Below are 15543 nucleotides of genomic sequence, written 5' to 3'. Positions count from 1 at the left end.
CGCCATCGGCCCCGCGCCGGTCGGTCACAGGCTCCAGGACACCGTGTCGGTGAACTGCATGGTGGCGAACAGGACCACGAGGTCGGCCACACCGAGCGCCAGGCCGAGGTAGGCGCGGCCCCGGCGGCTGGTGCCGCGCCACAGCGAGACACCCGCGAGGACGATGGCGACGGGGCCCAGGAAGAGGTTGAGGACGAGCAGGCCGAGCAGGCCGAGGATGAAGGACGCGACGGCCATGCCGTCGGCGTCGCGGCGCGGCTTCGCCTCGACCTGACCGGTGGCAGGTGCGGTGAGATGCATGGTGCTCAGCTCCTGATGGTCGGTGCGGGCGGACGGGTCAGTGGCTGGGGGTGCGTCGTCGGCCATGGCGCTCACGGACGGCGAAGATCACGAGCCAGACACCGATGAAGGCGGCGACGGCGACGCTGACGCCCACCGGTACGTGCGCCACGGTGCCGAGCGCGACACCGAGCAGCATGAGTGCGGCAACGAGGAACAGCATGGTTTCGATCCCCCCTCAGGGTCGGTCTCGGTGAACAGTTGTAGTAACACTTGTTCACTGACTCCGAGTCTAACCCTCCGCACGGCTTTCCAATTCCGGAGAACAGTTGTTAACTGGATGACATGAGTCACACCCTCGGCATCCGGCAGGCCCAGAAGCAGAAGACCCGTCAGGCGTTCCTGGACGCGGCCCTGGTGCTGCTGGAGGAGCAGAGCCTGAGCAGTCTGGGACTGCGCGAGGTGACCCGTGCCGTGGGGGTGGCGCCGACCGCGTTCTACCGGCACTTCCGCTCCACGGCGGATCTCGGGGTGGCCCTGGTCGAGGAGGCGCTGAGCAGCCTGCACCCGATGGTGGGGCCGACGGTCTCGGCGGCGAACGACTCGGAGGAACGCATCGGCCGCGCGGTCGAGTTGATCGACCGGCTCGTACGGGCCTTCCCGGCGCACGTCCGCTTCATCGCCCGCGAGCGGCACGGCGGGGTGCAGCCGGTGCGCGAGGCGATCCGGGACCAGCTCGCGCGCTTCACCGAGGAGGTGAAGGCCGAACTGGCCCTGGACCGCGAGTCGGAGGGCTGGTCGGACGACGACCTGACGATGCTCGCGCATCTCTACGTCGACCAGATGCTCATCACCGCCCAGCTCTTCCTGGAGGCGCTGGAGGCCCCGCAGGGCGAGTGGGAGCGGGTGACCCACCTGGCCGTCCGGCAACTGCGCCTGATCACGCTCGGCAGCAGGCACTGGCTGGACCAGGAGACGCCCTCCGGGCCGTGAAACAGGGCCGGTTCAGCCCAGGCGGACGCGCGCGAGCTGGCGGGACTGCGCGACCAGCCGGTCCTCGCTGTCCCAGACCTCGGCGTCCTCCTCCAGGAAGCCGCCGGCCAGGTTGCGGGTGGTGATGGACACCCGCAGCGGCCCCGGCGCGGGCCGGTGCCGTACGTGCACGGTCAGTTCGACGGTCGGCACCCAGCCGGTCAGCCCGATCTCGAACGCGGTCGGCGGCAGCGCGTCCACCGCGAGCAGCAGCGAGAAGGGGTCCGCGTCCCGGCCGTCGGCCAGCCCGAACCAGGCCCGCATCTCCCCCTTGCCGGAGGGCGCGCCGACCGCCCAGCCGACGGTGGCCGGGTCCAGCTTCAGCATCAGCCGCTCGGTGATGGCCGAACTGCCGTCCACCGGCGCCGGACCGTCCGCCGGGCCGAGGCAGCGCTCCAGCGGCGGCATCGCGGGCGGTACGGCACTCGTCCGCACGTCGTCGGGGAGCGCGGCGAGGTCGCCGTACGAGGCGAGGACGCGGATGCGCTCCACCTCGTTACCCTCGGCGTCGTACTGGAACAGCGACGCCTGGCCGGTGGAGAGGGTGCGGCCGGTGCGCACGGTCTCGGTGCGGATGACCGCGGGGCCGGGCTGGGACGCCGTCAGGTAGTGCGCGGAGACGGTGAACGGGTCCGGATGCGGGAGGGTGTCCGCGAGGGCCCGGCCGAGCACGGCCAGCAGATAGCCGCCGTTGACGGCGCTGATGATGGTCCAGCCGGCCGAGAGGTCGATGTCGTAGACGCCGGGCGCGCGGCGGACGACCTCGGTGTCGCGGTCGAACTCGCTGTCGCCGATCACGGCTCGAGTGGCGGGGGCGGAGGCTGCTTCTGGCATGGGTGAACGGTACAACAGCTAATTACTAAGCGGTAGCTTTCTGCGTTGCGGCGGCATGAACAGTGGATCTCATTCCTCCATGACCGTGGACCGCCGGTTCCAGGCGCGCGGTGCCCGCCAGTGGAACTTCATGGCCAGCAGCCGCAGCACGAACGCGGTGGCCGCGGCGAGCCCGCTGGTCACGGAGGTCAGCGCGTCGAAGCGGATGCACAGCACCACCATCGTCGCGCCGACGATCGCGGGCACCGCGTACAGGTCGCGGTCCCAGCGCAGCAGCGAGGGCACCTCGTTGGCGAGCACGTCGCGCAGCACACCGCCGCCGACGGCGGTGGCCAGGCCCAGGGTGGCGGAGGCGGTCAGGCCGAGGCCGTGGCTGTACGCCTTGGTGGTGCCGGTGACGCAGAACAGGCCGAGTCCGGCCGCGTCGAAGACGAGCACCGCCGCCTGGATGCGCTCCACGTGCGGGTGGAGGAAGAAGACCACGACGGTGGCGAGCAGCGGGGTGACGAAGAACCCGAGGTCGGTGAAGGCGGCCGGGGGTACGGCCCCGATGATCAGGTCACGGAAGAGCCCTCCGCCCAGCGCGGTCACCTCGGCGAGCACGGCCATCCCGAAGACGTCGAAGTTCTTGCGGACGGCCAGCAGGGCGCCGGAGATGGCGAACACGAAGATGCCGATGACATCGAGCGTGTGCTGGACGGAGGGACTGAAGATCTGATCGAGCTGCACCCGCACATTCTGACCTGTCGCGGGGTGCGGACCTTGCGAAGCAAGGCGGGAGGGGCGGCCGCCGGGCGAACGGCGGCCGCCGGCTCACTTGTCGTCGGCAGCCTTCTCGGTGTCGACGGTGGTGCTCTTCTCGGCCTTCTCAGTCTTCTCGACCTTGGCCACGGCAGGCTTCTCGGCCTCTGGCTCCTTGGTGGCGGCAGGCTTCTCGGCCTCCGGCTCCTTGGTGACGGCAGGCTTCTCGGCCTCCGGCTCCTTGGTGACGGCAGGCTTCTCGGCCTCCGGCTCCTTGGTGACGGCAGGCTTCTCGGCCTCCGGCTCCTTGGTGGTGACGGTCTCGGCGACCTCCGCCGCGACGGCGGCCGACGTCTCCGCCGACTCCTCCAGCACCGCGTCCGGCACCAGCTCGGAGGCTTCCTTCGCCGCCGTCAGCAGGACGGTGTCCTGCGGGGCCTGGTCGGCGAAGTTCTCCGGGTGGTGGCAGGCGACCCGCTGCCCCGGCCGCAGCTCCAGGAGCTGGGGCTCGGTGGTCTTGCAGATCTCCGTCGCCTTCCAGCACCGGGTGTGGAACCGGCAGCCCGACGGCGGCGAGATCGGCGAGGGCACGTCACCGCGGAGCAGGATGCGCTCGCTCTTGGCGCCCCGGCGCTTGGGGTCCGGAACCGGCACGGCCGACATCAGGGCCTTGGTGTACGGGTGCATCGGCGCCTCGTACAGCGAGGTGCGGTCCGCGATCTCGACCATCTTGCCGAGGTACATCACCGCGATCCGGTCCGACACGTGCCGGACGACCGAGAGGTCGTGCGCGATGATCACGTACGTCAGACCCAGTTCCTCCTGGAGGTCGTCCATGAGGTTGACGACCTGCGCCTGGATCGACACGTCCAGCGCGGACACCGGCTCGTCCGCCACCACCAGCTTCGGCTTCAGCGCGAGCGCGCGGGCGATCCCGATGCGCTGGCGCTGGCCGCCGGAGAACTCGTGGGGGTAGCGGTTGTAGTGCTCGGGGCTCAGGCCGACCAGCTCCAGCAGCCGCTGGACCTCCTTCTTCACCCCGCCCTCGGGCTCGACACCCTGGAGCCGGAAGGGCGCCGAGACGATCGAGCCGATGGTGTGCCGGGGGTTCAGGGAGCCGTACGGGTCCTGGAAGATCATCTGAATGTCGCGCCGGAGCGGACGCATCCGGCCGGTGCCCAGCCGGGTGATGTCCTGGCCGTCGAAGGTGATCTTGCCGCCGGTCGGGTCCTGGAGGCGGGTGATGACCCGGCCCATCGTGGACTTTCCGCAGCCCGATTCGCCGACCACGCCCAGGGTCTCGCCCTTGCGCACCTCGAAGTCGATGCCGTCGACGGCCTTCACCGCACCGACCTGGCGCTGCAGGATGCCCTTCTTGATCGGGAAGTGCTTGGTCAGCCCCTCGACGCGGAGCAGCACGTCCCGGTCTTCCCCGCCGGTCTCGGGGGCCGGCGCCTGCTGCGGGATCGCGGCCCCGTCGGTTTTGTTGGTCTCAGTCACAGCTTCGGCGCAATCTCTTCGGTCCAGATCCGCTCGCGGTCCTCGGCCGAGAGGTGGCAGGCGGTCCAGTGCCGCCCGGCGTCCACCAGCTCCAGCTCGGGGCGCACGGTGCGGGTGACGTTCCCCTTGGGGATGTCCGCGTAGGGGCAGCGCGGGTTGAACGCACAGCCCGAGGGGACGTTGATGAGGCTCGGCGGCTGGCCCTTGACGGGGATCAGCCGTTCCTCGGTCACCCGGTCGATGCGGGGCATCGAGCCGAGCAGACCCCAGGTGTAGGGGTGCTGCGGCTTGTCGAAGATCTCGTCGACCGGGCCGCGCTCCACGCACCGGCCGCCGTACATCACCAGCACGTCGTCGGCGATCTCGGCGACCACACCGAGGTCGTGGGTGATCATCATGACCGCAGAGCCGAACTCCTTCTGCAGGTCCCGGATCAGGTCCAGGATCTGCGCCTGCACGGTCACGTCGAGCGCGGTGGTCGGCTCGTCCGCGATGAGCAGCTCGGGGTCGTTGACCAGGGCCATGGCGATCATGGCGCGCTGGCGCATACCGCCGGAGAACTCGTGCGGGTAGCTGTCCACCCGCTTGCCGGGCTCGGGGATGCCGACCCGGTCGAGCATCTCGATGGCCCGCTTGCGCGCCACCTTCCGGGTCACCTTGTTGTGGACCCGGTACGCCTCCACGATCTGGTTGCCGATCGTGTAGTACGGGTGCATCGCGGACAGCGGGTCCTGGAAGATCATCGCCATCTCGCGGCCGCGGAGCTTGCGCACCTCGTCCGGGGAGGCGGAGACCAGTTCCTGGCCGGCCAGGCGGATCTCGCCGGACATCTGGACGTTCTTGCCGCGCGCGCCCAGCCGGTGCAGGCCCATGATCGCCAGCGAGGTGACGGACTTGCCGGAGCCGGACTCGCCGACGACGGCGAGCGTCTTGCCCTTCTCCAGCGAGAAGTTGAGCCCGTCGACGGACTTGACGAGGCCGTCGTCGGTCGGGAAGTGCACCTTGAGGTCGCGGACCTCCAGGAACGCCTCGGAAGCCGTGGCGGGGGACACGGGTTCCCCCACGGCGGCGCCGGTCTTGGAAAGTTCGGTCACGAGAGCCTCACGCGCGGGTCGGCGGCCGCGTACACCACGTCCACCAGGAGATTTGCGATCACGACGAAGAAGGCGGCGAGCATGGTCACGCCGAGGATCTTGGGCAGGTCGTTGTCGGTGATGCCCTGCACCGCGTACTGGCCGATGCCGGGCAGCGAGAACACCGACTCCGTGATCACCGCGCCGCCGAGCAGCAGACCGATGTCCATGCCGAAGACCGTGATGATCGGGGTGAGGGCGGCACGCAGACCGTGCCGGAACACGACCCGCTTCTCCCGCAGGCCCTTGGCGCGGGCGGTGCGGATGAAGTCCTCGTTCATGGTCTCCAGCATGCCCGAGCGGGTCAGGCGCGCGTAGATGGCCGAGTACAGCAGCGCCAGCGAACACCACGCCGGGAACAGGGTGTTGGCCCACTGGCCGGGGTTCTCGGTGAACGGGACGTAGGTGCTGCCGAAGATCGGCCACTGGTACACGAAGAGCAGGATGGCGAGGTTGCCCGTGAAGAACATGGGCAGCGAGACGCCGGCCAGGGCCACACCCATGAAGGTGCGGTCGAGGAACGAGCGCGGCTTCAGTGCCGAGATGACACCGGCGATCACACCCGAGACCAGCCACAGCACCGCGGCGCCCAGCGCCAGCGAGAGGGTGATCGGAAGGCGGGAGGTCAGCTCGGGCCACACCGCCTGGTGGTTCTTGAAGGAGTAACCGAAGCACGGCGCGTCACAGTGCACCGTGGTCGGGCCGAGGTCGTAGGTCGCGCCGGACACGATCCCCTTGATGAAATGCCAGTACTGCGCGTAGATCGGCTGATCAAGACCGAGGTTGTGCTTGACCGCGGCGATGTCCGCCTTCGACGGGCTCTTGCCGATGTACTGCTGCGCCAGTTGGTCCGCTGTCTGGCCGGCCAGCCGTGGCAGCAGGAAGAAGATGGCGAAGGTGACCGCGGAGACGACCAGCAGCAGGATCACTGCCGCGAACGTCCGGCGGAGGATGTACGAGATCACGGGGACCGGCGCTGGTGCCCGCGGGTCGGGGGACCCGCGGGCACCAATGCCTTCACCTGCCTTCCGGGGCTGCTACTTCTGGGTGGAGCCGATGTTGAGGTAGTCGTACTGACCGCTGAAGGCAGCCGTGGAGACCAGGTTGGTGTAGTTGGCCGGGCGGGCCAGCAGGACCTTGAAGTAGGTCAGCGGGACGATGACCGCGTCATCCATGGTCTTCTTGTCGATCTGCGCGTACAACGTGTTGCGCTCGGACTCGCTCTGGGTCGCGATGGACTTGCCCAGCAGCTCGTTGACGTCCTTGTTGTCGTACTGCGACAGGTTCGTGTTGCCGGACTGGCTGATCGCCTTGCCGTTCAGGATCTGCTGCAGGAAGCCGTAGCCGGAGGGCCAGTCGGCACCCCACTGCATCATCTCCAGGCCGATGTTCTGCTTCTCGGTGAACTTCGGCACGCCCGCGTAGTCGGTGAAGTACTTGCCCGACGGGTACTGCTTGAGGGTGGCGTTGATGCCGACCTTCTTCAGCGAGTTGATGATCGCCGTGGCGGCGTCGATCTCCGGCTGACGGTCGGAACGGGCCGAGATGTTGGTCGAGATGCTCGACTTGCCGCAGGCCTTGAGCTGCTCCTTGGCCTTCGCCACGTCGCCCTTGTTGCCGGCGGTGGCGTAGGCGTCGGCCTTCTCGTAGCCCGTGATGTCGGGCGGCAGGACGGTGGAGGCGATGTCGCCGCGGATCGGGCCGCCCTCGGCGGTCTGCACCGAGACCTTGTCGATCGCGTACTGCACGGCCTTGCGGCACTCGACCTTGTCGAACGGCTTCACCTTGGTGTTGATCGCCATGTAGACGAGACGGCCACCGAAGGTGTTGTCCGTGCCGGCCTTCTTGTTCTGGTCGGCGAGGACCTGGGCCTGGGTCGAGGACTGGACACCGGTGCCGGCGAGGTCGATCGCGTTGCCCGCGAGGACGTCCTTGTCGATCGTCTCGGCGTTGACCTTCAGCTTGACGACGATCTTGTCCGGGAGCTGCTTGCGCAGGGTGTCGTTCTTCGCGTCCCAGTTCTTGTTGCGGACGAGGACGGCCTGCTTGCCGTCGTCGTAGCTCTGGAACTGGTACGAGCCCGAGGAGACGATGTTCTTGACGTAGTCGACGCCGTTGTCCTTGGCCTTCGGCACCGGCGCGGTCTGCGGCGCGGCGACCAGGTAGTCGAACTCCTGGAACGCCTGCTTCAGGTGGAAGACGATGGTGGTGTCGTCCGGCGTGGCGATGGAGGACAGGCCCTTGTCGCTCTTGTCCTTGTAGGGGCCCTTGTACTTGTCGCCGCCGGCCAGGAGCTGCTGGAAGTAGTTCGGGCCGAGGGAGAGCACGTCACGCGCGAAGTTGGAGCGCTCGACGGCGTACTTGACGTCCTTCGAGGTGATCGGCGTGCCGTCCTGGTACTTCAGGCCCGAACGCAGCTTGTACGTCCAGGTCTTGCCGCCGTCGCTCGGCGTGCCCTTGCCGGCCGCGAGGTCGGGGACCAGGGTGTTGCCCTTCTCGCCCGGCGCGGGCTGGAAGGTCATCAGCGGGCGGGCCCACAGCCGGCTGAGGTTGTACATGTACGCGTAGTACGTGTTGCCGGGGTCGAACGAGTCCGGGACGTCGGACAGTTCGTAGGTGACCGTCCCGCCCTTCTTGTCCGAGGCATTGACGACGCTCTTGGTCGCGGCGTTGGCCCCGGCAGACTTGGCGTCGTTCTTGTTGTCATCGGCCTTGCTGCAGCCTGCAACGAGCAGACTCGCGGAGCCAATGGCCGCTATCGCGGCCAGCGCTGACCTTCGCATGATGGGCGCTTTCCCCTTCACTGTCGGAAATCTGGTGGACTCGTCGCGGCAGACGTCAGCGGCTGCGCGGGTCGAGAGCATCGCGGAGACCGTCACCCAGCAGGTTGAACGCCAGGACGGTCAGGAAGATGGCGAGACCGGGCACGATCATGTACTGCGGATCGACCTGGTAGAAGTTCACCGCGTCGCGGAGCATGCCGCCCCAGGAAGCCTGCGGGGGCTGGATGCCGACGCCGAGGAAGCTCAGGGATGCCTCGAAGAGGATGTTGGTCGGGATCAGCAGCGTCGAGTAGACGATGATCGGGCCGACCAGGTTCGGCATCAGCTCACGGAAGAGGATGTACGGGCCCTTGGCGCCCATGCCGCGCGAGGCGTCGACGAACTCGCGCTCCCGGAGGGCGAGGGTCTGGCCGCGCACGATCCGGCCCAGGTAGGGCCAGTTGAAGAAGCCGATGACGAAGATCAGCACGCTCAGGTGCAGCGGCAGGCCGGTGAGGCCGAACGCGCCGCCCTGGAGGGTGGCCGAGATCGCGATGGCGAAGAGGAGCAGGGGGAAGGCGAGGAAGGTGTCCATCAGGCGGCTGATGACCGAGTCGACCCGGCCGCCGTAGTAGCCGGCGACGACACCGAGGATCGCGCCGATCACGTTGGACAGGATGGTGGCGCCGAAGGCGACCACCAGCGACACCCAGGAGCCCTCGAGGATGCGGGTGGCGGTGTCACGGCCGAACTTCGGGTCCACACCCAGCGGGTGGTCGAGGCTCATGCCGCCCCAAGCGCCCTTGGGGAGCGAGGTGTTGGGGTCGATCAGGTCCTGGTGGAACGCGTTGGGGTCGAGCCCGAAGGCGGCCTGGATCGGCCGGGCGAGGACCGCCATCAGGACCAGGAGGATGACGATGACGCCTCCGGCGACGGCCGCCTTGTCCTTCTTGAAACGGGACCAGGCGATCTGCCCGAGAGAACGACCCTCGATCCGTCCCTTGCCGGCGCCGTCGAGTACAGCCTCGGGCTGTACCTCGGCTTCGGCTCCGGTGGTCTCGATCGGTGCGGTCACAGTGACCTGACCCCTCTCGCCGGTGGTGACCGGCCTGTGCCTGCCGCTGATCGCGGCTTTGTCGCTTTGCCTCGATCACGAAGTCTTCACTTCGTGCTCTGACTCGGGAGTCTTCAACCTGGTCGCGATCACCCGCCAGAGCTGACGGCGAAAGTATGCGCAACTGTGATGCGTTACAGGGGATTCCGTTATCCGATCCGCGGGTAACTATTATCGAATAGTGGCCAGTTGGGACAGACCGGCCATTCGGCGCGGATGGGCTCGTAGCGGTGTCCGTCTACGCGCGCAGAGGTGCCGTGGAGACCCCCGAGCGGCCGAGGGGCCACCACATTTGCTTCACACGCGTTGTGTTGCTCCGTAGCCGTCGCGAACACGGGCGCGGGGAGCGGGAGTCAGTACGCCCCGCCCACCGGAGCCACCGCGCCGTGGGCCTCGCGGTCGTAGAACGGGCGGGCGTTGGCGCGCATCCAGAGGACGACGGGGTCGAAGTCGTCGGTCATGGCGACCGTGGAGACCGGCAGGCCCTCGGGGACCGCGCCGACCGACTGCTGCATCATCGCGCGGACGGAGTCCACCGCGGCCGGGGTCGACTCGTACACGTCGAGGCCGAGGGCGAGGTAGGGGGCGCCGAGGGCGGGCTGGACCCAGGCGCGGCGCAGGGAGCGCAGCGCGGGGGTGCGGTGGGCGTTCTGCGCGAGCAGGGCGTAGAACTGCGGTACCTCGATGGCGGGTTCGGACAGCCGCAGGGGACCGGCGGGCTGGCGGTCCAGGCCGGTGGCGATGCGGCGCAGGTCCAGCCAGGGGATGCCGACGCCGCCGCCGGGGGCGTGCGGGTTGAGCCAGAGGCCGTACTGCTCCGGGTAGAGGGTGCGGGCGACGTCGAGGCTGTCGACCACCTCGTAGGACCGGTTCCAGCCGCTGGCGGAGAGTTCCTGGGCGGAGGTCACGCAGGGGGCATAGCCGAAGCCGTCGACCTCCATCCTCCCGTACTGCGCGTCCGGGGAGCCGGCCTGGCCGTGCCACAGGAGCATCCAGATCTGGCCGGACGAAGGGGTGGCGAGGGCGCGGAGCAGTGCCTCGTAGGCGTCGTAGCGTCCGGGAGTGACCTGGCGCAGCATGTGCTCGACGCTGCCGCTTGGGCTCGCGCTCACCTGTCCTACCGCCCCTTCGTCATGTTCCCCGCGTGTGATGACAGCTTAAGCGCCCACCGGGGTGGGGGGTTGTGCCGGTTCGCGGGTGCGGGTGCGTCGTGGTTTGTCGCGCAGTTCCCCGCGCCCCTGAGGGCCTCCCCCCTTCGGGGCTCGGCCCTGCTGAATCAGTTGCCGTACTGGTAGAAGGGGCGGACGTTCGTCCGTAGCCAGTCGGCCACCGGGTCCTGGGTGGCGTCCAGGAGGACCAGGTTGACGGGCCAGGGGGCCGGGGCGCGGCCGAGGGCCTTGCCGAGGGCGTCCAGCGGGAGGGCGCGCGCGTCGCCCTCCAAGTGGGCGAGTTCGACGCCGACGAAGAGCACCGGCTCGGCCGTCTCGATGACGGCGAGGCAGCGCCGGGCGCTGACGACCACGCCGGTCGCGGCGAACTCGGCGGAGGCGGCGGCGAGGAAGTCCACCGGGTCCTCCTGCCAGTCGGGCTCGAAGAGCCGCACCCGGCCGCCGGAGGCGGGACCGTCCAGCGGGGAGCCCCCGGCCCGGCACAGCGCGGCCACCGCGTCGGGCGGCAGCGGGAGTCCGACCACGCCGCCGGGGTTGATGACGATGCCCGCCTGCGGCGGCAGTCCGCGCGCGAACTCCACGGCGGGGGCGACGGTGTGCGGGAGGTGTCCGCCGGGCGACTGCCGGAACTGCTCCTCGGAGCTGAACACCGGGACGTACACCTGGCCGTCGATCTCGACGGTGGGCAGGTCGAGCGGACCGCTGTGCGGGCCGCCGCCGTTGGGCAGGGGTATCCAGACGAAGGCGCGGGCCAGCACTTCGATGACGCGGGCGCCGGCCGCGGGTATGCCGAGGGAGGCGGAGAGGACCTCCTCCAGTTCGTTGCCGGGCCAACCGCCGTGCGGGTGGGGGTGTGCCTGTGCCGGGAAGTCCGCGGGAAGGTCCGCCGGGAAGTCCATGTGCCTACCGCCTGCTGGGAGTCATGCTGTGGTGCAGAAGGCTATCCGGTACGGATGCGGGCGCTCACGTGGCGAACTCGATCCGCTTCAGGCCGTCCGCCGAGGCGCGGTCCAGCAGGACGACCGAGCCGCAGCCGGCCGGGCTCTCGCCGCGCTCCACGGCGTCCAGCAGGCGGGCGGTGGCGGTGCGGTGACGGTGGAAGGCGTACCGGGAGACGCCCCGGCCGCGCTCGCGCTGGCCGCGCCGGGCGGTGTCGGCGGGCACGTCGAGCAGGACCAGGTGCAGGGTGCCGCCCCTGCGGCGCGCCTCGCGGGCGAGCCAGGCGCGCACCCAGGGCTGGGTGCCGCAGTCGTGCACGACGACGCCCTCGCCGGAGGCCAGCGCGCGGCGCAGCCCGGCGTAGTGGGCGAGGCGGACCAGCGGGCGGTAGAACGCGTACGGCAGCGCGGCGGGCAGACGGGCGGCCCAGCGGTCGCGGGCGTCCTGGGAGTCGACGCGGCGGCCGGGGACCGTACGGCGCATCAGGGTGGACTTGCCGCTGCCGGGCAGCCCGGTGACGACGGCGAGGTCGCGGGGGCCGAAGCGGAGGGTGCGGGGGCCGCCGCCGGGGCGGTCGCGCAGGTCGCGGACGGCCGGCGCGGGGCTCTTCGCCTGCTCCCGGGCGCCCGCGCAGGGCCGCTGCCGCACCGGGATGCCGGTGGTCGTGGCGTACACCGTGGTTCTGTTCACCGTGATCGTCCCTCCCCCAGTGGGCTCAGGTCATCCCCTGCCCAACCAATGTAAAGAGAAGGTAATGCGCGAGGTCGCCGGACGGGTCCCGGAACGGCTACGGGCATGTCACAGCCGGTGGCCCCTTCAGGGCCGGGCCCTGCCGTGCGATGATGTGCCCGCCAACTGCATACCGGCCGTTTGAATCCGCGCGGGAGAGTCCCCATCCGGGGCGCCGAAGGAGCAAGTCCCTCCCTTGAATCTCTCAGGCACCGTTACCGCGCGGGCGAGGCACATCTGAAAAGCGGGCCGCTGTCGCAGTGGCCCCACCCAAGGTGCAAGCCAGTGACACCCCCCTGGGGGCCGGTCATGGCGAACCTCTCAGGTTCCGATGACAGATGGGGAGGAACGTTCCTCGCCCCATCCCCGTTGCCCCTGGGAGACGACCGATGAGTAGCACAGACCCCCACGCCCCGCGCCATACCGCGCTCGACGCCGTGCACCGCTCGCTCGGCGCGACCATGACCGACTTCGCCGGCTGGGACATGCCCCTGCGCTACGGCTCCGAGCGCGACGAGCACCAGGCGGTGCGCACCCGGGCCGGGCTGTTCGACCTCTCGCACATGGGTGAGATCACGGTGACCGGCCCCGAGGCCGCCGCGCTGCTGAACCACGCCCTGGTCGGCGACCTCGCCTCGGTCGGCGTGGGCCGCGCCCGCTACACCATGATCTGCCGCGCCGACGGCGGCATCCTGGACGACCTGATCGTCTACCGGCTCGCCGAGCACGAGTACATGGTCGTGGCCAACGCCTCCAACGCCCAGGTCGTGCTGGACGCGCTGACCGAGCGCGCGGCCGGCTTCGACGCCGAGGTCCGCGACGACCGCGACGCCTACGCGCTGCTCGCCGTCCAGGGCCCGGAGTCCCCCGGCATCCTCAAGTCGGTCACCGACGCCGACCTCGACGGCCTGAAGTACTACGCCGGCCTGCCCGGCACCGTCGCGGGTGTGCCCGCGCTGATCGCCCGTACCGGCTACACCGGCGAGGACGGCTTCGAGCTGTTCGTGAAGCCCGAGCACGCGCCGCAGCTCTGGGAGGCGCTGCTGGAGGCCGGCTCCGCCGCCGGTCTGGTGCCGTGCGGCCTGTCCTGCCGGGACACCCTGCGCCTGGAGGCGGGCATGCCGCTGTACGGGCACGAGCTGACCACCGAGCTGACCCCCTTCGACGCCGGTCTCGGCCGCGTGGTGAAGTTCGGCAAGGAGGGCGACTTCGTCGGCCGCGAGGCGCTCACGAAGGCCGCCGAGCGCGCCGAGGCCCAGCCCCCGCGCGTCCTGGTCGGCCTGATCGCCGAGGGCCGCCGGGTGCCGCGCGCCGGGTACGCCGTCGTCGCGGACGGCAAGGTGATCGGCGAGGTCACCTCCGGAGCCCCCTCCCCCACCCTCGGCAAGCCGCTGGCCATCGCCTACGTCGACGCCGCGCACGCCGCCCCCGGCAGCACCGGTGTGGGCGTGGACATCCGGGGCAGCCACGAGCCGTACGAGGTCGTGGCGCTGCCCTTCTACAAGCGCGCCAAGTAGACACTGGCACCGGGTCCGGCCGGTCGCCGGCGTGACCCTGCGCACATTTCACCCGCTCTTCAGCGGTTCGAGCCCTTTTCCCCCGACGAGCACGTCCTCGCGTACAGGAGAATTCAGGTCATGAGCAACCCGCAGCAGTTGAGCTACAGCAAGGAGCACGAGTGGCTGTCGGCCGCCGAGGGCGGTGCGTCGACGGTCGGCATCACCGAGCACGCGGCCAACGCGCTCGGCGATGTGGTCTTCGTGCAGCTTCCCGAGGTCGGCGCCGAGGTCACCGCGGGCGAGTCCTGCGGCGAGCTGGAGTCCACCAAGTCGGTCTCCGAGCTGTACTCCCCCGTCTCCGGTGAGATCACCGAGATCAACCAGGACGTCGTGGACGACCCGTCGCTGGTGAACTCCGCGCCCTTCGAGGGCGGCTGGCTGTTCAAGGTGCGCGTCGCCGAGCAGCCCGCCGACCTGCTGACCGCCGACGAGTACACCGCCTACATCGCAGGCTGAGGAGCCGGAAGCCGTATGACTGACGTCCTGAACACGCCCCTGCACGAGCTGGACCCGGAGATCGCCGCCGCGGTCGACGCCGAGCTGCGCCGCCAGCAGTCGACCCTGGAGATGATCGCCTCCGAGAACTTCGCACCGCTCGCGGTGATGGAGGCGCAGGGGTCGGTCCTGACCAACAAGTACGCCGAGGGCTATCCGGGCCGCCGCTACTACGGCGGCTGCGAGCACGTCGACGTGGCCGAGCAGATCGCCATCGACCGGGTGAAGGAGCTGTTCGGCGCCGAGTACGCCAACGTCCAGCCGCACTCCGGCGCCTCCGCGAACCAGGCGGCGCTGTTCGCGCTGGCCCAGCCCGGTGACACCATCCTCGGGCTCGACCTGGCGCACGGCGGCCACCTCACCCACGGGATGCGGCTGAACTTCTCCGGCAAGCAGTTCAACGTGGTCGCGTACCACGTGGACGGCGAGACCGGCCTGGTCGACATGGCCGAGGTCGAGCGCCTCGCCAAGGAGCACCGCCCGAAGGTGATCATCGCGGGCTGGTCGGCGTACCCCCGGCAGCTCGACTTCGCGGAGTTCCGGCGGATCGCGGACGAGGCCGGCGCCCACCTGTGGGTGGACATGGCGCACTTCGCCGGTCTGGTCGCGGCGGGGCTGCACCCGAACCCGGTCGAGCACGCGGACGTGGTGACCTCCACCACGCACAAGACGCTCGGCGGCCCGCGCGGCGGCATCATCCTGGCGAAGAAGGACTTCGCCAAGAAGCTGAACTCCTCGGTCTTTCCCGGTTTCCAGGGCGGCCCGCTGGAGCACGTGATCGCCGCCAAGGCGGTCTCCTTCAAGGTCGCGGCCTCGGAGGAGTTCGCGGAGCGCCAGCGTCGTACGGTGGACGGTGCCCGCATCCTGGCCGAGCGGCTGACCGCGCCGGACGCCCGCGAGGCCGGGGTGAACGTGCTCTCCGGCGGCACGGACGTGCACCTGATCCTGGTGGACCTGCGTGCGTCGGAGCTGGACGGGCAGCAGGCCGAGGACCGGCTCCACGAGGTCGGCATCACGGTCAACCGCAACGCGGTTCCGAACGACCCGCGCCCGCCGATGGTCACCTCGGGCCTGAGGATCGGCACGCCCGCCCTCGCCACCCGCGGCTTCACCGCCGAGGACTTCGCCGAGGTCGCGGACGTGATCGCGGAGACGCTGAAGCCGTCCTACGACGCTTCTGCGCTCGCCGCTCGCGTGCGGGTGCTGGCGGACAAGCACCCGCTGTATCCGGCGCTGGGCGAGTAGTACCCCGTAGTT

Annotated in this window: 16 protein-coding genes and 2 riboswitches; of the genes, 4 read left to right on the top strand and 12 right to left on the bottom strand. The window is 69.8% G+C overall.

All coding sequences use genetic code 11. From position 1 onward, the window contains the following. Window positions 1-24: 24 nt before the first annotated feature. Both E5083_RS04400 and E5083_RS31080 read right to left on the bottom strand, forming a co-directional pair. Complete coding sequence (locus E5083_RS04400) at window positions 25-300, bottom strand: DUF4190 domain-containing protein (protein WP_135784227.1); 276 nt, start codon at window positions 298-300, stop codon at window positions 25-27. A gap of 37 nt (window positions 301-337) precedes the next feature. Continuing rightward, window positions 338-502, bottom strand: a complete 165-nt coding sequence (locus tag E5083_RS31080) for a hypothetical protein (protein WP_167513447.1) — start codon at window positions 500-502, stop codon at window positions 338-340. A gap of 122 nt (window positions 503-624) precedes the next feature. On the opposite strand from E5083_RS31080, the gene E5083_RS04395 reads away from it, so the two are divergent. Further along, window positions 625-1272, top strand: a complete 648-nt coding sequence (locus E5083_RS04395) for a TetR family transcriptional regulator (RefSeq protein ID WP_135784226.1) — start codon at window positions 625-627, stop codon at window positions 1270-1272. Between the two features lie 12 nt (window positions 1273-1284). On the opposite strand, the gene E5083_RS04390 is transcribed toward E5083_RS04395, so the two are convergent. The 10 genes from E5083_RS04390 to E5083_RS04345 form a co-directional block, all read right to left on the bottom strand. Next, window positions 1285-2145 (bottom strand): thioesterase family protein, encoded by an 861-nt coding sequence (locus E5083_RS04390; protein ID WP_031181726.1) that lies wholly within the window; start codon window positions 2143-2145, stop codon window positions 1285-1287. Between the two features lie 69 nt (window positions 2146-2214). After that, on the bottom strand, window positions 2215-2874 hold the full coding sequence (locus E5083_RS04385; RefSeq protein WP_135784225.1) for a trimeric intracellular cation channel family protein: 660 nt from the start codon (window positions 2872-2874) through the stop codon (window positions 2215-2217). A gap of 84 nt (window positions 2875-2958) precedes the next feature. Continuing rightward, on the bottom strand, window positions 2959-4386 hold the full coding sequence (locus E5083_RS04380; protein ID WP_425276687.1) for an ABC transporter ATP-binding protein: 1428 nt from the start codon (window positions 4384-4386) through the stop codon (window positions 2959-2961). Then, a complete protein-coding gene (locus E5083_RS04375; RefSeq protein ID WP_135784224.1) occupies window positions 4383-5480 on the bottom strand; it encodes an ABC transporter ATP-binding protein in 1098 nt (365 codons plus the stop codon). The genes E5083_RS04380 and E5083_RS04375 overlap by 4 nt, the downstream gene beginning before the upstream one ends. Next, a complete protein-coding gene (locus E5083_RS04370; protein WP_135784223.1) occupies window positions 5477-6484 on the bottom strand; it encodes an ABC transporter permease in 1008 nt (335 codons plus the stop codon). The genes E5083_RS04375 and E5083_RS04370 overlap by 4 nt, the downstream gene beginning before the upstream one ends. Window positions 6485-6556: 72 nt before the next feature. Further along, window positions 6557-8302, bottom strand: coding sequence for an ABC transporter substrate-binding protein (locus E5083_RS04365; protein WP_135784222.1), 1746 nt, complete (start codon window positions 8300-8302; stop codon window positions 6557-6559). A gap of 55 nt (window positions 8303-8357) precedes the next feature. Further along, on the bottom strand, window positions 8358-9356 hold the full coding sequence (locus E5083_RS04360; protein ID WP_030808264.1) for an ABC transporter permease: 999 nt from the start codon (window positions 9354-9356) through the stop codon (window positions 8358-8360). A 392-nt stretch (window positions 9357-9748) separates the two neighbouring features. After that, entirely contained in the window at window positions 9749-10474 is a 726-nt protein-coding gene (locus E5083_RS04355; RefSeq protein ID WP_208753976.1) for an enhanced serine sensitivity protein SseB C-terminal domain-containing protein, read from the bottom strand. Between the two features lie 197 nt (window positions 10475-10671). Beyond that, on the bottom strand, window positions 10672-11463 hold the full coding sequence (locus E5083_RS04350) for an enhanced serine sensitivity protein SseB (RefSeq protein ID WP_135784220.1): 792 nt from the start codon (window positions 11461-11463) through the stop codon (window positions 10672-10674). Window positions 11464-11527: 64 nt separating this feature from the next. Further along, window positions 11528-12193 carry an AAA family ATPase gene (locus E5083_RS04345; RefSeq protein WP_135784219.1) on the bottom strand — a complete coding sequence of 222 codons (666 nt, stop codon included), beginning with the start codon at window positions 12191-12193 and terminating at the stop codon, window positions 11528-11530. Window positions 12194-12374: 181 nt separating this feature from the next. Then, a riboswitch (glycine riboswitch) is annotated at window positions 12375-12463 on the top strand. Beyond that, window positions 12464-12580: riboswitch (glycine riboswitch) on the top strand. It begins immediately after the preceding riboswitch. A 41-nt stretch (window positions 12581-12621) separates the two neighbouring features. Here E5083_RS04345 and gcvT point away from each other — a divergent pair. The 3 genes from gcvT to glyA all read left to right on the top strand — a co-directional run bounded on the left by gcvT (window position 12622) and on the right by glyA (window position 15531). After that, window positions 12622-13749 carry a glycine cleavage system aminomethyltransferase GcvT gene (gcvT, locus tag E5083_RS04340; protein ID WP_135784218.1) on the top strand — a complete coding sequence of 376 codons (1128 nt, stop codon included), beginning with the start codon at window positions 12622-12624 and terminating at the stop codon, window positions 13747-13749. 120 nt (window positions 13750-13869) lie between these two features. Next, window positions 13870-14247 (top strand): glycine cleavage system protein GcvH, encoded by a 378-nt coding sequence (gcvH, locus tag E5083_RS04335; protein ID WP_135784217.1) that lies wholly within the window; start codon window positions 13870-13872, stop codon window positions 14245-14247. 15 nt (window positions 14248-14262) lie between these two features. Beyond that, window positions 14263-15531, top strand: a complete 1269-nt coding sequence (gene glyA, locus E5083_RS04330; RefSeq protein WP_135784216.1) for a serine hydroxymethyltransferase — start codon at window positions 14263-14265, stop codon at window positions 15529-15531. The last annotated feature ends 12 nt before the right edge of the window (window positions 15532-15543 follow it).

It is taken from the genome of Streptomyces bauhiniae (assembly GCF_004784475.1).
GTDB lineage: Bacteria > Actinomycetota > Actinomycetes > Streptomycetales > Streptomycetaceae > Streptomyces > Streptomyces seoulensis.
This window is presented reverse-complemented; position numbering and strand designations above follow the sequence as displayed.

Coding starts and splice junctions, on each gene's coding strand:
- E5083_RS04390 (WP_031181726.1), bottom strand. CDS start 2,145: ATGCCAGAAGCAGCCTCCGCCCCCGCCACTCGAGCCGTGATCGGCGAC.
- glyA (WP_135784216.1), top strand. CDS start 14,263: ATGACTGACGTCCTGAACACGCCCCTGCACGAGCTGGACCCGGAGATC.
- E5083_RS04350 (WP_135784220.1), bottom strand. CDS start 11,463: ATGGACTTCCCGGCGGACCTTCCCGCGGACTTCCCGGCACAGGCACAC.
- E5083_RS04395 (WP_135784226.1), top strand. CDS start 625: ATGAGTCACACCCTCGGCATCCGGCAGGCCCAGAAGCAGAAGACCCGT.
- gcvH (WP_135784217.1), top strand. CDS start 13,870: ATGAGCAACCCGCAGCAGTTGAGCTACAGCAAGGAGCACGAGTGGCTG.
- E5083_RS31080 (WP_167513447.1), bottom strand. CDS start 502: ATGCTGTTCCTCGTTGCCGCACTCATGCTGCTCGGTGTCGCGCTCGGC.
- gcvT (WP_135784218.1), top strand. CDS start 12,622: ATGAGTAGCACAGACCCCCACGCCCCGCGCCATACCGCGCTCGACGCC.
- E5083_RS04365 (WP_135784222.1), bottom strand. CDS start 8,302: ATGCGAAGGTCAGCGCTGGCCGCGATAGCGGCCATTGGCTCCGCGAGT.
- E5083_RS04400 (WP_135784227.1), bottom strand. CDS start 300: ATGCATCTCACCGCACCTGCCACCGGTCAGGTCGAGGCGAAGCCGCGC.
- E5083_RS04355 (WP_208753976.1), bottom strand. CDS start 10,474: ATGCTGCGCCAGGTCACTCCCGGACGCTACGACGCCTACGAGGCACTG.